Here is a 15984-nt window from a genome sequence, read left to right on the forward strand (position 1 = left end):
CATCATGGCCTGGACCGAGGCGAAGCTGATCGCCGAGGCCATCCTCGATGGTTTCGAGCGTCATTACCGACTGTTCCGCGCCTGTACCGGCGAGGCCCGGGCGCGCTTCGAGCGCGCCGACTGGCCGGCCGTCCAGGCCGCCGCCCGCGCGCGCATCAGCTACTACGACACCCGGGTCGGCGAGACCGTGGCGCTGCTGCGCCGCGAGTTCCATCTGCGTGACCCGAGCGACGCGTTGTGGCAGCGGGTCAAGGTCGAGTATCTACGGCTGCTGCCGCTGCACCGCCAACCCGAGCTGGCCGAGACCTTCTACAACTCGGTGTTCTGTCGCCTGTTCGATCGGCGCTACTACGACAACCGCTATATCTTCGTCTGGCCGATGATCTCGACCGAGCACCTCGAGGCCGAGGTGCCGATCTACCGCCCCTACTACCCCACCCGCGACGGCTTCGCCCGGGTGCTCGCCCGCATCCTCACCGACGCCGGCTTCGAGCGACCCTTCCGCGCCCCGCGCCACGACCTGCGCTGTCTGCTGCGCGCGCTGCGCGAGCGCCTGCCCGCAGCACAGACCCGGCAGCAGAACTTCCAGCTCGCGGTGCTGCGCAGCCCCTTCTTCCGCAACAAGGCCGCCTATCTCATCGGCAAGGCGATCAACGGCGCCGACCAGATCCCCTTTGCCATCCCCGTCCTCAACGACGAGCAGCGCGGGCTCTATGTCGACACCCTGCTGGTCGGCGAGGACGAGCTGTCGGACATCTTCAGCTTCTCGCGCGCCTATTTCATGGTCGACACCGAGGTGCCGGCGGCGGTCGTCGAGTTCCTCCGCCCGCTGCTGCCGCGCAAGGGCAAGGCCGAGCTCTATACCGCGATCGGGCTGCAGAAGTTCGGCAAGGCCGAGTTCTATCGCGACTTCCTCAAACACCTGCGTCACTCCGCCGACGAGTTCGTCATCGCCCCGGGGATCCGCGGCATGGTGATGTGCGTCTTCACCCTGCCCTCTTTCCCCTTCGTGTTCAAGGTGATCAAGGACCGCTTCCCGCCGCAGAAGGAGATGAGCCGCGAGGCGGTGAAGGAGAAGTACCAGCTGGTCAAGCTCCACGACCGCGTCGGGCGCATGGCCGACTCCTGGGAGTACTCGCACGTCGCCTTCCCCGCCGCGCGCTTCTCCCCGGCGCTGCGCGCGCTGCTCGAGGAGGAGTGCGCAGGCAGCCTCGAGCACGACGGCGAGCACCTGATCATCAAGCACCTCTATATCGAGCGGCGCATGGCTCCGCTCAACCTCTATCTGCAGGAGGCCGACGCCGAGGACGCGCGGCATGCGGTGGCCGAGTACGGCGACGCCATCCGCCAGCTCGCCGCCGCCGACATCTTCCCCGGCGACTTCCTGTTCAAGAACTTCGGCGTCACCCGGCGTGGGCGGGTGGTGTTCTACGACTACGACGAGCTCTGCTATCTCACCGAGTGCAACTTCCGCAAGATCCCCGAGGCGCCCTACCCCGAGCTGGAGCTGGCCGACGAGCCCTGGTACAGCATCGCCCCGGCCGACGTCTTCCCCGAGGAGTTCGAGACCTTCCTGCTCACCGACCCGCGCACCCGGGCGCTGTTTCGTGAACTCCACGCCGAGCTGCTCGACCCGGACTGGTGGCGCGAGCGCCAGACCCATATCCGCCGCGGCCGGCTCGAGGACGTCTTCCCCTACCCCGAGGCGCGGCGCTTCCCCGGCCCGCCAACCCCACGCAGCGTCGGGGCACAGACCATCGGCTAGACTGCGGACAGGCCGCGCCACCCCCGGCGCGCCCCAGACCGGTCCGCCCGGGGAGGCCATCATGCCCATCCGCCCGCGCCTCGTCCTGCTCGCGCTCGCGCTGCTGCTGACAGCCGCCGGCGATGTCCTCAGCGCCCCACCAGAGCACCCATCCTGGTTCAAGCAGTCCTTCCTCGATCTCGCCGAGGATGTCGCCGAGGCCACCGCCGCAGACCGCCGGCTGATGCTCTACTTCTACCAGGACGGCTGCCCTTACTGCGCCCTGCTGCTGCGGGTGAACCTCGCCGATCCCGAGATCGCACGACTGGCACATGAGCGCTTCGAGGTCATCGCGCTCAACATCTGGGGCGATCGCGAGGTGGTCGGGCTCGACGGCCAGACCACCACCGAGAAGGGGCTGGCCGCCGCCCTCGGCGTCCAGTTCACCCCGACACTGCTGTTGCTCGACGAGGCCGGCGCCGTGGTGCTGCGGATCAACGGCTACCAGCCACCGGCGCGTCTCGCCGCCGCGCTGGCCTATGTCGCCGAGCGGCGCGAGCAGTTCGGCGAGCGCTTCGTCGACTTCCACGCCAGGCGCGGCGGTCCGCCGGCAAGCGGCGAGCTGCACCACGAGACCGGCTTTCTCGAACCGCCGCTGCGCCTGGCCGACAATCGCGACCGCTCGCCACGCCCGTTGGTGGTGCTGTTCGAACAACGCACCTGTCGCGGCTGCGACCGTCTCCACGACGATCTGCTGCGCCGCCCGGCGCTGGGCGCCGCGCTCAGCGCCTTCGACGTGGCGCTCGTCGATATCGACGCCGAGACCCCGCTGCAGACCCCGGACGGTGCCGCCCGCGCCGCGCGCGATTGGGCCGAGGCGCTCGGTATCCTCTACACCCCGACCCTGGTGTTCTTCGACGCGGCCGGGCGCGAGGTCTTCCGCGCCGAGGGCGAGCTGCGCGCCTTTCACCTGCACGGCGCGCTCGACTATGTCGCCACCGGCGCCTATCGCTGGCAGCCGAGCTTCCAGCGCTATCTGGCGGCGCGGCGCGAGCGCATCGAGGCGCTGGGGGTCGAGGTCGAGCTGATGGAATGAGCGCCGGGGTCGATCCCGGCGCGGCGCGGATCAGATGCGATCGAGCGCGGCGAGGTCGCGATCGCGCATCCCCAGCAGATAGAGGATGCCGTCGAGCCCGACGGTGGCGATCGAGTGACGCGCCTGCCGGGTGACGATCGGCTTGGCGTGGAAGGCGATGCCGAGCCCGGCGATCGAGAGCATCGGCAGGTCGTTGGCACCGTCGCCGACGGCGATCACCTGTTCGAGACGGATGCCCTCGCGCGCGGCCAGCTCGCGCAGCAGCTCGGCCTTGCGCGCGCCATCGACGATCTCGCCGGCGACCTCCCCGGTGAGCCTGCCGTCGCGGAACTCGAGCTGGTTGGCATAGACGTAGTCGATGCCGAAGCGTCGCTGCAGATGCTCGGCGAAATAGGTGAAGCCGCCGGAGAGGATGGCGATCTTGTAACCGAGCCGCTTGAGCATGGCGATCAGCCGGTCGGCGCCTTCGGTGATCGGCAGCCGCTCGGCGATCCCCACCAGCACCGACTCGTCGAGCCCCTCGAGCAGCGCCATGCGGCGGCGGAAGCTCTCCTGGAAGTCGAGCTCGCCGCGCATCGCCGCCTCGGTGATCGCCGCCACCTCGGCACCGACCCCGGCGGCCGCGGCCAGCTCGTCGATCACCTCGGTCTGGATCAGGGTCGAGTCCATGTCGAAGCAGACCAGCCGCCGGGTGCGGCGGAAGACGGTGTCCTCCTGGACCGCGACGTCGACATCCATCACCTGGCTGAGCCCGAGCAGCGCGCCGTGCAGTGCGGTGAGATCATCGACCGCGCCGCGCACCGAGAACTCCACCGAGGCGAGCGCGTGCGGCGCCGGCGCGGTGCGCCGCGAGATGCGACCGCTGAGCCGGTTGATGCGATCGACGTTGAGTCCGCGCTCGGCGATCAGCGCCGAGACCCGGGCGATGTGCTCGGCGCCGATCTCGCGCCCGAGCAGGGTGAGGATATGACGCGGCTGGCCCTGCTCGCGCACCCAGCGCTCGTAGTTGTCGCCGTCGATCGGGGTGAAGCGGATGTCGAGCCCCATGCCGTGGGCGGTGAACAGCAGGTCGCGAAAGACGCCGCTGTCGCGATCGGCCGCCGGCAGCTCGACGAGCATGCCCAGCGCCAGGGCGTCGTGGATGGTCGACTGGCCGATGTCGAGTACCGGGATGTGATAGCGGGCCAGGGTCTCGGTGAGTGCGGCGATGATGCCGGGACGGTCCTCACCGGCCACGTTGATCAGTACGATTTGGCTCATGAAGGTCTGTATTGGGTCACGAGGATTCGGATTCGGGTCGATGCGGTCTCGTCCGTCCTGGACGGTCGGTCAGGGTCAGACCGCATCCGCCGGGCGTCCCTGAACCGGCGGCGCGGGCCCGGATGCGTGGCCCGCGGCTGATCGATGGGGGGTACTTTAACGCAGATCGTCGCGTCCGACTCAGGTCCGCCGCGGCACCTCGAGCAGGGTCTGCACCAGATCGACGCAACCGGCGCGAAACCCCGCCTCGCAATAGGCCAGATAGTAGTCCCACATGCGCCGGAAGGCGGCATCGTAGCCGAGCGCCGCGACCTCGGCGTCGACGGCATGGAAACGCGCGCGCCAGCGCCGCAGGGTCTCGGCATAGTCGTCGCCGCACCAGCGGGTGTCGCGGATACGCAGCCCGGCGCGCGCGGCCTCCTCGGTCATGCGCCGCGGCGAGGGCAACATGCCACCGGGGAAGATGTAGAGCTGCACGAAGTCGGGGGTACGGCGATAGAGCGGGAAATCGTCCTCGTGGATGGTGATCACCTGCAGCGCGATCCGCCCGCCCGGGCGCACCAGCCGTCGCAGGGTATCGTAATAGGTCGACCAGTAGGCCTCGCCGACGGCCTCCATCATCTCGATCGAGATGGCGTGATCGAAACTGCCGCGCACCTCGCGATAGTCGGCGAGACGGAACTCCACCAGGTCGGCGAGCCCGGCCGCGGCCAGTCGGGTTCGGGCATAGTCGAGCTGGGCGCGCGACAGGGTGATACTGGTCACCCGCAGCCCGCGCTGCGCCGCGGCCTCGGCCAGACCGCCCCAGCCGCTGCCGATCTCGAGCAGGTGCTCGCCGGGACGGGCGTCGATGGCGTCGAGCAGGCGCTCGTACTTGCGCGCCTGGGCCTGCTCCAACGACTCATCGCCCGCCTCCGGCGCGAACAGCGCCGAGGAATAGGTCATGCCGTGGTCGAGCCAGAGACGATAGAAGTCGTTGCCGAGATCGTAGTGACGGGCGATGTTGCGCCGACTGTTGCGGCGATGGTTGCGCCGACGCAGATGGGTGAGACGATTGAGCCAGCGCCCCCAGCGCATCCCCTGTGGACCGCCGCCGAGGTGCTCGAGATTGTCGTAGAGCACCCCGAGCAGCGCCGGGAGATCGGGCGAGGACCAGTGCCCGGCGATATAGGACTCGGCGAAGCCGATCTCGCCGCGCACGACCACCCGGGTGGCGAAACGCCAGGGATGGTGGATCGCCAGCTCACCGGCCCCGCCACAGAAGCGCCCGCGATAGAGTCGGGCGCCGTCGGCGCCCATGCGCACCAGCACCTGACCGAACAGCAGATCGCGGAAGAAACGCTCGAACAGGCGCCAGGCGCCCCTGGTATCGACCGGTTGCGGCCCGGACAACGGCTCTTCGACGGACATCAGGACACCTCTTCGCGGGGCGGCTCGGGCTTGGCGTGATAACGCCCGCCACGGAGCCAGATCTTCAGCGCCTGCCAGTGGATCATCAGCATCACCTTCAAGGTCATCAGCGGATAGCTCAACGCGGCGCGCAACAGGTTGGCATCGTCGCAGGGCAGCAGCCGGGCGCTGTGAACGGCCGCCAACATCAACCGTTCCTCCTGGAACTCGCGGATGACGACGCTGTGCTGCTGCCCGTCGCGCGCGAACCTGAACTGATAGTCGGCGGCCATGCCGATGAAGGGCGAGACATGGAAGTCCTTGGCATGGCGGGCGCGGATCGGCCAGCGCAGCGGCATCCCGCCCTCGTGGAGCAGATAGCTGTGGCTCTCGCCGAAGGTATTGTGGACCTCGCAGAGCACCGCCAGCGGGCGTTCCTCCTGATCGAAACAGGTCCAGATGGTCAACGGGTTGAAGCCATAGCCGAGCAGACGGGGAAAGCACTGCAACTCGACCCGCGCCACCGCGACCTCGAGTCCCTGCCCGCGCAGCCGCGCCAGCAGCCAGGGCTTGAGCGGCGAGCCATCGCGCGGGCCGTGATCGCGGTCGTGGAAGGCGAGCAGGTTGAAGCGATTGTGCGAGAACCAGCGTGACCCGGCGGCCAACTCATCGAGACGATCGAGATCGAGCAGCAGGCTGAACACCCGGTAAGTGAAGCGGTAGCGCACCGGGAACAGCCGCCGGTGCATCACCTCGCCGAACAGCAGTCTCGCCGCCGGCGCGGTCATGATACGACCGGCGGCAGTTCGCCGCCGCGCGCACCGCGACCGACCGGGGCGGTGCGCGCGGGCGCCCAGGACGGGGGCGCGCCGAGCGCCTCGGCCACCTCCAGCGCCGCGCGCAGTCCGTCCTCATGGAAACCGTAGCCGAGATAGGCGCCGCTGAACCACAACCGGTCGCGGCCCTGGATCTCGCCGATGCGCTGCTGCGCCTCCATCGCCCGGGCATCGAACAGCGGGTGATCGTAGTCGAGTTCGGCGAGCACATGTTGCCGGGCCGGCGCCCGATGCGGGTTGAGGCTGACGAAGACATCGCGCTCGGGCGGCAGCGCCTGCAGGCTGTTCATCCAATAGGTGATGGTCACCGGCAGGCTGGCCGGATCGCCGCGATGACGCAGATAGTTCCACGACGACCACACCCGGCGGCGACGTGGCATCAGCGTCCGATCGGTATGCAGATAGACCTTGTTGGCCTGATAGCGGAAGCTGCCGAGCAGTTCGCGCTCGCGCGCGCTCGGCGACTCGATCAGCGACAGCGCCTGATCGGCGTGACAGCCGAACACCACCGCATCGAAGCCGAGCCGCTCCCCGCCGGCGGTCTCGACCTCGACCCCGCCCTCGACCCGCCGCACTCGGCGCACCGGGGTCGAGGTGCGCACCTCGCCGCGCATCCGTTCGAGGATACGGGCGACATAGGCGCGACTGCCGTCGCGCACCGTCTCCCACTCGGGCCGGTCGATCAGATCGAGCAATCCATGGTTGGAGAAGAAGCGGGCGAAGGCGAGGAAGGGGAAGTCGAGCATGTCGGCGGTCGGACAGGACCAGATCGCGGCGGCCATCGGCAGCAGATAGTCCTCGGCGAAACGCCGCGAGTAACGCCCGCGCTCGAGAAACCCACCCAGGGTCAGGGTGGTGCCGGGATTGGAGTTGATGAAGGCCTTGGCGGCGGTGTTGAAACGCAGGATCTCGCCGAGCATCCGCCAGAATCCCGGACGCACCAGATTGGCGCGCTGGCCGAACAGGGAGTTGAGGCCGGAGCCTGCATACTCGATCGCGCCATCATCGAGACTGGCGGCGAAGGACATGCTGGTGGGATAGCTCTCGACCCCGAGCTGCTCGAACATCGCACACAGCAGCGGATAGTTGCGGCGGTTGAACACCATGAACCCGGTATCGACCGGGAAGCGCCCGGCGACCCCCTCGACCTCCAGGGTATGGGTATGGCCGCCGACATAGTCGTTGCGCTCGAGCAGGATCACCCGATAGCGCGCATCCAGCATCCAGGCGGCACCGAGTCCACCGATCCCGCCGCCGATCACTCCGATGGTTTCCACTGGCATCGTCTGATCCCGAATCGCTTCGGCCCCCTCCGTCCGTGATACGTGCGCCAACGCGCCCCTCCCGGGAACATCGAGCCCCATCGCGAGGGATCAAGTCATCGACACACGCAGATTTCCCGCCATCATGCCGTGGTTGCAACGCCGAGACGACGAGCGGCACATCAACCGCGTACCACGGCCTCGATCTGCGCACGCAGCTGGCGCCACTCCGAGGTGGCGACGCCGCCCGTCGCCAGCGTCTCCATCAAACCATAGGCGATCGACCGATGCGCCGGCTCCAGGTCGGCGAGCTTGTCGAGCCGGAACAGAGAGCCCGAGCGCGGCTGCTCGAGGGTGCACACCAGGGCATAGAGGGTGAGCGCCGAGGCCGAGCCCGGCGCCGCCGCGATCGCCGCCAAGGCCTGCTCCAGCGGTTGCGCCCCGGCGGCGGTCATTCGCCGGCGACCGTCATCTGCTCGATCAGCCAGGAGCCGGTGCGGGTGCTGCCGGGGAAGTCGCAGTCATCACCGACGGCCACCAGGTTGGCGAACATCTCGCGCAGGTTGCCGGCGATGGTCACCTCCTCGACCGGATACTGGATCTCGCCGTTCTCCACCCAGAACCCGGCGGCACCGCGCGAATAGTCGCCAGTGACCATGTTGAGCCCGTGCCCCATCAGCTCGGTGACCATCAGCCCGGTGCCCATCTCGCGCAACAGCGCAGCGCGATCGAGCGGTCCCGAGTCGATGGTGAGGTTACGCACCCCGCCGGCATTCGCGGTGCTCGGCATCCCCAACCGACAGCCGGAATAGGTATCGAGCACATAGGTCTGCAGCACCCCGTCGCGCACCAGGTCCTTGGCCCGGGTCGCCACCCCGTCGCCGTCGAAGGGTGCGCTGGCCAGCCCCCGCGGCAGCAGCGGCTGCTCGTGGATGCGCACGAACTCGGGGAAGATCTGCTCATCGAGGCTGTCGAGCAGGAAGCTCGCGCGCCGATAGAGGCTGCCGCCGCTGATCGCCCCGATCAGCCCGCGCAACAGTCCGGTGGCGACCTCGGCTCGAAACAGCACCGGCACCTTGCGCGTGCCCAGGCGACGCCCGTTGAGCCGGGCCACGGTGCGTGCGGCGGCGCGCGCGCCGATGCGCGCGGCGGCATCGAGATCCTCGGGGGCACGCGCCGAACTCCACCAGTAGTCGCGCTGCATCGACTCGCCCTCCTGGGCGATCACCGCGCAGTTGAGCCCGTGTCGGGTGCTCGGATAGCCCCCGATGAAGCCGTGACTGTTGCCATAGACACGCAGTCCGAAATGGGTCGAGAGGCTCGCCCCCTCGGAGTTGACGATGCGTGGGTCATGACCGCGCGCGGCCTCCTCGCACTCGACGGCGAGGGCCACGGCGGCGTCGACCCCGATCGGCCAGGGGTGACAGAGATCGAGGTCGGGCACCTCGCGCGCCATCAGCTCGGGCGCGGCAAGATGGGCGCAGCTGTCCTCCTGGGTGTACTCGGCGATGGCGCAGGCGGCGCGCACCGCGTCGCGCACCGCCGCCGGCGACAGGTCGGTGGTGCTGGCCGAGCCGCGGCGGTGACCGAAATAGACGGTGACGCCGAGCCCGTTGTCGCGGATGTGCTCGACCGTCTCGACCTCGCCCAGCCGCACCGCGACCTCGAGTCCGGTGCTGCTGCCGACCGAGGCCTCGGCCGCACTCGCGCCCTGGCGCTCGGCCTCGCGCAGCAGCTCCTCGACGCTCTCCTGCAGCCGCGCCAGACGCTCGGCGGTATCCTCTGTGGCACTGATGGACATGCGGTTTCCTTCAGACTGGATTGAATTCGACACGCGTCGCGACCCAGGATCAAGACCGGGTCGCGACGGACTCAGGCGCTGGTGCCGCCGACGGTGAGCGCATCGATGCGCAGGGTCGGCTGCCCGACCCCGACCGGCACGCTCTGTCCGTCCTTGCCACAGGTCCCGACACCCTCGTCGAGCTTGAGGTCGTTGCCGATCATGCTCACCCGGGTCATCACCTCGGGGCCGTTGCCGATCAGGGTCGCGCCCTTGACCGGCCGACCGATCCGACCGTTCTCGATCAGATAGGCCTCGCTGGCGCTGAACACGAACTTGCCCGAGGTGATGTCGACCTGGCCGCCGCCGAAGTTGGCGGCATAGAGCCCCTTGTCGACCGAGGCGATGATCTCGGCCGGATCACGATCCCCGGCAAGCATATAGGTGTTGGTCATGCGCGGCATCGGCAGATGGGCGTAGGACTCGCGCCGCCCGTTACCGGTGGGCGCCACGCCCATCAACCGGGCATTGAGCTTGTCCTGCATGTAGCCGCGCAGGATGCCGTCCTCGATCAGCACCGTCTCCTGGGTCGGGGTGCCCTCGTCGTCGATCGCCAACGAGCCGCGCCGTCCCGGCAGGGTGCCGTTGTCGACCACCGTCACCCCGGGCGCGGCCACCCGCTCGCCGAGCCGCCCGGCGAAGGCTGAGGTGCCCTTGCGGTTGAAGTCGCCCTCGAGCCCGTGACCGACGGCCTCGTGCAACAACACCCCGGGCCAGCCGGGACCGAGCACCACCGGCATGGTGCCGGCCGGGGCCTCCTCGGCCTCGAGGCTGGTGAGGGCGAGACGCACCGCCTCGCGGGCGAAGCCGAGCGCCCGCTCCTCGGCGAGGAAGAAGCCGAGATCGGTGCGCGCACCGCCGCCGCTCGAGCCCTGCTCGCGACGCCCGTCGGCCTCGACGATCACGCTCACGTTCATCCGCACCAGCGGGCGCACGTCGGCAGCCAGCGAACCGTCATCGGCAAGCACCAGCACCACATCGTGCGCCGCCACCAGGCTGGCGGTCACCTCGCGCACCCGTGGGTCGGCGGCGCGCGCCTCGGCGTCGACGCGACGCAGCAGCGCGATCTTGTCGGCGTTCTCGAGACTGTCGATGGGGTTGATCGGCGGGTACAGGGCAGCGGCCGGCGCCTTGGCTCCGACCGCGACGCTGTGCCCCCGACCGCCGCGGGCGATCGTCCGCGCCGCCTCGGCGGCCTGCGCCAGGGCCGGGAACTGCAACTCGTCGGAGTAGGCGAACCCGGTCTTCTCGCCGCAGATCACCCGCAGCCCGGCGCCCTGCTCGATGTTGAAGTTGCCGTCCTTGATGAGACCGTCCTCGATCACCCAGGACTGCAGGCGGCTGGACTGGAAATAGATGTCGGCGGCGTCGACCGAGGCACCGGCGAGCAGCCCGAGCAGACGGTCGAGATCACCGTCGGAGAGACCGACCGGCGCGAGGATGCTGTCGCGCGCGAGCGCTAGTGAATCGTTCATCGGATCTAGAGGACTCCTGGGGAGCATCTCCCCGACCGTGACCGGCCGAGGGGTGAACTGGCGGGCCCGAAATGGACGTGGGACGAGGCAGCTTCAGCGCAGTGCCGTGCAACCGGTCCCCGCCCCCCTCGGCACGAGCAGGGACTGCTGGGACCCGGGGGGGATGCCCCCCCCGGAGCGGGTCCGCCGGCGGCGGGACCCTTTGCGATCTAGCTGAGGCTTCAGCCGTGACATTTCAAACGGCGGTGCTCGATGGTCGGGAAATTGCGACGCACCGACTCGAGGAACTCCTCGTCGACCGGGCAGCAGATGCTGCCGGCCCCGCGCGGCACCTGCGCCAGCACCGAGCCCCAGGGATCGACGATCATGGTATGACCATGGGTCTCGCGCCCATTGATGTGGAAACCACCCTGGGCGGCGGCGACCACATAGACCAGGTTCTCGATGGCGCGCGCGCGCACCAGGGTCTCCCAGTGCGCCTTGCCGGTGATCGCGGTGAAGGCCGAGGGCACCACCAGGATCTCCACCCCGCGATCGAGCATCTTGCGGAACATCTCCGGGAAGCGCAGATCGTAGCACACCGCCACGCCGAGCCGTCCCAGCGGGCTGTCGATCACCACCACCTCGTCACCGGCCTCGATCGCGGCCGACTCGTGATAGCGCTCGTCGACCTCGGGCAGACTGACATCGAACAGATGGATCTTGTCGTAACGCGCCACCCGCTGGCCCTGGTCGTCATAGACCATGCACGCAGCGCGAACCTTGGACGAGTCCTCGGCCACCATCGGAATGGTGCCACCGACCAGCCACACGCCGTACTGCTTGGCCACCCGCGCGAGGAAGGCCTGCAGCGGCCCCTCGCCGTCCTCCTCGCGGAGGGTGAGTTGGTCCTGGTCGCGCTTGCCCATGAAGGCGAAGTTCTCGGGCAACACCACCAGCTGCGCGCCGCCCTCGGCCGCCTCCTTGATCAACCGCTCGGCCTCGAACAGGTTCGCGCTCACGTTGGGGCCGGTCGCCATCTGCACCGCCCCGACCTTGGGTTTCGCATTCATCGTCTGCACCGCCTCGCCGGTCCGGTCGGCCCGCGACCTCGCCGATCTCCGCCTTTGCGTCCGAGCAGCCACCCGCCGATGGCGGCGACTGCGTACCTATCGGAAAGATACCATCCCCCCGGTCGAGCCGAAACCGCCGACCGCGCGCTCACTCGAGAAACAGGTTCACCGGCTCGTCGCGACTCGGCGTCTCGTCCTCGGCGACGGACTGCACCAGCTGCGGATCCCAGCCCAGCGGCGTCACCCGCGGCTCGCCCCAGGGACCGCTGACCCGGTACTGATAGCGCCCCAATCGGTCGATGGCGTTCCCCGCCACCCGATCGACCAGATAGACCGCGGCGCCGACCACGGGACCGCCGGCCACGGCGCTGGCCAGGGCGACGCTGGAGCCGAGCTTGGGCTCGAGCACCACGGTCTGATCGAAGCGCCGCTCGACCAGATCGGTCAGCCCGCCGATGATCAGCCGGCTCGATGGACCGACCACCTCGAAGCGATCGCTGCCGGCCTGACCATCGGCGAGCAGCAGTCGCCCCTGCATCCGCTCGAAGGCGAAACCCTGGGCATAGAGATCGCTGAAGTCGAGCGCCAGACGGCGACTGATCGCGCCCAGGTTGAGGAAGCCGAGCACGCGCCCTACCCCGGGCTCGAGTTCGAGCAGGCGCCCGGCGCCGATGTCGACGTCGATCCAGCCGTGGGTACGCGCCAACGCGTAGTCACCCGGCGCGCCCGGCCAGTCGAGTTCGGCATGGGCGTCGACCGGTGCGCCCTCGAGCACGCTGCGATAGCCGAGCCGGCGCAACAACTCACCGAGATCGCCCGACTCCAGCGCCAGGGTGACCCGGCTGTGACCGCCGCCGGGGCCGTCGCGCCAGTTCGCCGAGCCGCTCAGCGCGAGCCGCTCGCCATCGCTCAGACGCAGCCGGGGGATGCCGATGCCGGCGGCGCTCGGCCGCAGCTCCAGGGCCAGCCGACCGAGCCCCTCACCGCCCCAGCGCAGATCGCTGACGGCGAGATCGAGCGCCGGCCAGTCGCCCGGCGCGCGCGCCGCGCTCCCGGCGCCACCACCGCTGGCGAGCAGGGCGTCGAGTTCGAGCCGATCGAGATCGAGCCGCAGCGGCGCGTCGGGCGCGCCCGGCGCAGTGGGCAGCACCACCTGCCCGGCCAGCTCGCGGCTGTCGAATCCCAGGCGCCAGCCGCGCGCCTCGGGCGCCAGCGCAAGCGTGGCACGATGCAGCCGCAACGCGCCGAGACGCGCCTCCTCGGCGGCGACCTCGACCCCGACGAGCGGCGTGGCACCCGCGCCGCCACCCGGGCGCCGACGCGCCCAGGTCGACCAGGCATCGAGATCGAGCCGCTTCACCCGGCCGTCGATGAACAGCCCGTCGCGCCCCGGCCGGGGCGCGGCGCCGTCGAGACGCAGATGGCCGCGCTCGAGCCGCGCCGGCGCCAGCCCCAGGGCGAGATTGACGCCGAGCGAGCCGACCCGACCGGCGACGGCGAGGCGCTGGTCGGGCACCAGGGTGCCGGCGAGGTCGAGCCGCCGCCGACCCTCGGCGCGCTTGCCGAGCGGCGCCGGCAGCGCCAGCGCCAGCCCCTCGAGGCCGCTCTCCAACCGCCAGTCGAGCCGGGGGGCGGAGGCGCCCAGCTCGGCGTGGGCCAGCCCCAGCGTCAGGCGCCAGTCGAGTTCGCCGCCGAGGCTCGACCACAGCGGCGCGGGCAACTGCGCGGCCAGGGTCTCGACCGGGGTGCGCGAGGCGGCCTCGAGCACCACCCGCTCGGGCTCGGTGCGCAGCGCCAGTTGCAGCGGCCGCCCCCAGAGTCGGGCGGTCATCGACTCGGTCGCGACCCCCTGGGTGTCGAAGGAGAGTGCGCCATCGAGATCGGCCAGTCGCAGCGGGGTCTCGATCAGGCGCAGCGCGGCATCGTCCTCGGGCCAGGTCAGGCGCCCGCTGAGCGCCAGCGGCTGCTCGCGCTTGAGCGGCAAGCCGATATCGAGCGCCAGGTGCGAGTCACCGCTCGCCTCGAGCCGCGCGGCCAGGGCGCCGAGGCGCGTGCGCAACGGGCTCTCGCGCAACACCCGCACGCCGTCGGCGAAGGGGCCATCGGCCTCGGCATGGATCTCCAGCACCCGGCTGTCGCGCAGATCGGGGAGCCGCGCCCAGCCGGCGCTGACGTCGCTGTCGAGGACGCGCGCCCGGTCGAGACGCACGCTCATGCCCTGGTTGAAAAAGCGCAGCTCGCCGCTGGCCCCCTCCAACGGGGGATAGCCGGGGAGATAGTCGAGCCGGGTGTCGGCATAGTCGAGACGCAACTCGAAGCGCCCCTCCTGAGCACGGAAGGGGTAGGCGGCCAGCGGGCCGCGAAACAGCACCTCGGCCTCGGGCACCCGACCGGCGACGATGGCGCGCTCCAGCCAGGCGACCAGACGCGGGTGCATCTGTCCGACCGGGAGATAGCTGCGGGTCTGGGCGGCGTCGCCGTCGTGGAAACGCGCGCGCAGATCGAGCAGCGGGCTGGCGCCGGCGCCGGGCAGGTGGAGGCTGAAGCGCGCGTCACCGGCGAGATCGGCGGTGGCCAGTTCGAGCGACTCGGCCGCCAGCTGCCAGCCGTCATCGGCATGACGCCAGCGCAGCGTGCCGTCGAGTCGGGAGAACGCCAGCGGCCGATCGAACAGCGGCGCCAGATCGAGCGCGAAACGACGCGGCGCAAGCGCCAGCCGCCCGCCGTCCTGGTCGACGCTGAGCGTCCCGTCGAGCCCGCTGAGACCGGGCCAGTGTCCGTGGCGATCGAGACCGATCCCGACGAGCCGGGCGTCGAGACGCCAGCGCGGCGGCGCATCGACCGGCAGCGCCACCTCCAGGGCGCAGGCATCGAGCCGGCCCCGCGGGGCGCTGGCCAGGAGCCCGGCGAGCGCGTCCGGCAAGGGGCGCGGACTGGCACGCAGCAGGGTGCCGAGCGCGGCGAGATCGAGGGTGCGGGACTCGGCGACGAGCGCGCGCGCTCGCCCTCTGGGGTCGAGATCGAGCGCGAGGTCGCCGATCGCCACCGCGCCGCCCGCGGCCCCGACAAGATCGAGGTCGGCCAACCGTAGCCGCCAGCCGTGGCGATCCGGACGCAGCTGCGCCAGCGTCCGCACCCGACGCAACACCGGCTCGCCCGCGGCGCTGGCCAACCCGTCGAGGGCCAGCGCCAGACTGGCGCCGGCCAGCCGGCCGGGCACCAGCTCGGCCCACAGCTCGACCTCGCCGCCGGCGACCCGGGGCAGCGCCTGCCCCGCCCATTGCGTCGGCAGCGCCTCCAGCCGCGAGGCCGCCACCCGCGCCGCGACGTGCCCCCACCAGCGCGCCGGTTCGCGCAGTGGTCCGTGCAACCGGGCGCGTGCCTCGATGCGCCCGGCGAGCGCCGGCACGGCGGCGGCGAGCGCCACCCGGCGACCATGCCAGCCGTTGTCCAGGGTCAGCGTCAGCCCGTCGAGACGCAGCGGAGCGGACAGCTGCGGATCGTGATAGTCGAGATCGATGTCGGTGAGCGTCACCCGTCCTCGCTCGAGCAATCGCACCAGCCCCTCGGGGTCGCCGCCGCCGAGTCCGTCGAGTGCGGGCAGGGACAGCCGCCCGGCGCCATCGCGCACCAAGATCAACTGGCCACCGGCGAGCCCCAGTCCGGCGAGCCGGGGGGCGCCGGCGCGCAGCGAAGCGAGTGGCGCGAGCTCGATCGCCAGGGTCTCGAGTCGCAGCGGCGCCGCTGCACCCGGGGCGCGCAGCATCAGGCCATCGAGCGCCAGATAGGGACGCAGCCCGACCAGCCCGGCACGCAGCCGCTCGGCCTCCAGCTCGACGCCGAGCGCGGCAGCGACCGAGCGCAGCAACGGCTGGCGATAGTGATCGATCAGCGAAAGCCCGACGCGAACGCCGGTGAGCGAGAGTGCGCACACCACCAGCACGACGAGCATGGACCTGGACAGGGGCGCGTAGAGACGACGGATCGAGGACATGGGCAGTGCTTCGCGGCTGGCGTGAACGGGTGGCGG

Annotated in this window: 11 protein-coding genes; 2 read left to right on the forward strand and 9 right to left on the reverse strand. The window is 70.4% G+C overall.

The window, feature by feature from the left end; genetic code table 11:
* Positions 1-4 precede the first annotated feature (4 nt).
* Together aceK and EDC29_RS13495 are read left to right on the forward strand one after the other, a co-directional pair.
* Positions 5-1765, forward strand: a complete 1761-nt coding sequence (gene aceK, locus EDC29_RS13490) for a bifunctional isocitrate dehydrogenase kinase/phosphatase (RefSeq protein WP_132230294.1) — start codon at positions 5-7, stop codon at positions 1763-1765.
* Between the two features lie 61 nt (positions 1766-1826).
* Positions 1827-2840 (forward strand): thioredoxin family protein, encoded by a 1014-nt coding sequence (locus EDC29_RS13495; protein WP_132230295.1) that lies wholly within the window; start codon positions 1827-1829, stop codon positions 2838-2840.
* A 30-nt stretch (positions 2841-2870) separates the two neighbouring features.
* Here the strand turns inward: EDC29_RS13495 and serB are convergent, their stop codons facing one another.
* The 9 genes from serB to EDC29_RS13540 form a co-directional block, all read right to left on the reverse strand.
* A complete protein-coding gene (gene serB, locus EDC29_RS13500; protein WP_123140160.1) occupies positions 2871-4100 on the reverse strand; it encodes a phosphoserine phosphatase SerB in 1230 nt (409 codons plus the stop codon).
* Positions 4101-4280: 180 nt separating this feature from the next.
* Positions 4281-5510: an SAM-dependent methyltransferase gene (locus tag EDC29_RS13505; protein ID WP_123140159.1), complete on the reverse strand. Its 1230-nt coding sequence runs from the start codon at positions 5508-5510 to the stop codon at positions 4281-4283.
* Positions 5510-6277 carry a DUF1365 domain-containing protein gene (locus tag EDC29_RS13510; RefSeq protein WP_123140158.1) on the reverse strand — a complete coding sequence of 256 codons (768 nt, stop codon included), beginning with the start codon at positions 6275-6277 and terminating at the stop codon, positions 5510-5512. The genes EDC29_RS13505 and EDC29_RS13510 overlap by 1 nt, the downstream gene beginning before the upstream one ends.
* The gene (locus tag EDC29_RS13515) at positions 6274-7608 is read right to left on the reverse strand and encodes an NAD(P)/FAD-dependent oxidoreductase (RefSeq protein WP_132230297.1); all 1335 of its coding nucleotides are present in this window, start codon (positions 7606-7608) and stop codon (positions 6274-6276) included. The genes EDC29_RS13510 and EDC29_RS13515 overlap by 4 nt, the downstream gene beginning before the upstream one ends.
* Positions 7609-7769: 161 nt before the next feature.
* Positions 7770-8042, reverse strand: coding sequence for a hypothetical protein (locus EDC29_RS13520; protein ID WP_123140156.1), 273 nt, complete (start codon positions 8040-8042; stop codon positions 7770-7772).
* Positions 8039-9388, reverse strand: coding sequence for a metalloprotease PmbA (pmbA, locus tag EDC29_RS13525; protein ID WP_132230299.1), 1350 nt, complete (start codon positions 9386-9388; stop codon positions 8039-8041). Before pmbA ends, EDC29_RS13520 begins: the two co-directional genes overlap by 4 nt.
* 71 nt (positions 9389-9459) lie before the next feature.
* Positions 9460-10902 carry a metalloprotease TldD gene (tldD, locus tag EDC29_RS13530; RefSeq protein WP_132230301.1) on the reverse strand — a complete coding sequence of 481 codons (1443 nt, stop codon included), beginning with the start codon at positions 10900-10902 and terminating at the stop codon, positions 9460-9462.
* A 221-nt stretch (positions 10903-11123) separates the two neighbouring features.
* On the reverse strand, positions 11124-11954 hold the full coding sequence (locus EDC29_RS13535; RefSeq protein WP_062275306.1) for a carbon-nitrogen hydrolase family protein: 831 nt from the start codon (positions 11952-11954) through the stop codon (positions 11124-11126).
* 148 nt (positions 11955-12102) lie between these two features.
* Positions 12103-15948 carry a YhdP family protein gene (locus tag EDC29_RS13540; protein WP_132230303.1) on the reverse strand — a complete coding sequence of 1282 codons (3846 nt, stop codon included), beginning with the start codon at positions 15946-15948 and terminating at the stop codon, positions 12103-12105.
* Positions 15949-15984: the final 36 nt, after the last annotated feature.

It is taken from the genome of Marichromatium gracile (assembly GCF_004343155.1).
Classification (GTDB): Bacteria; Pseudomonadota; Gammaproteobacteria; order Chromatiales; family Chromatiaceae; genus Marichromatium; species Marichromatium gracile.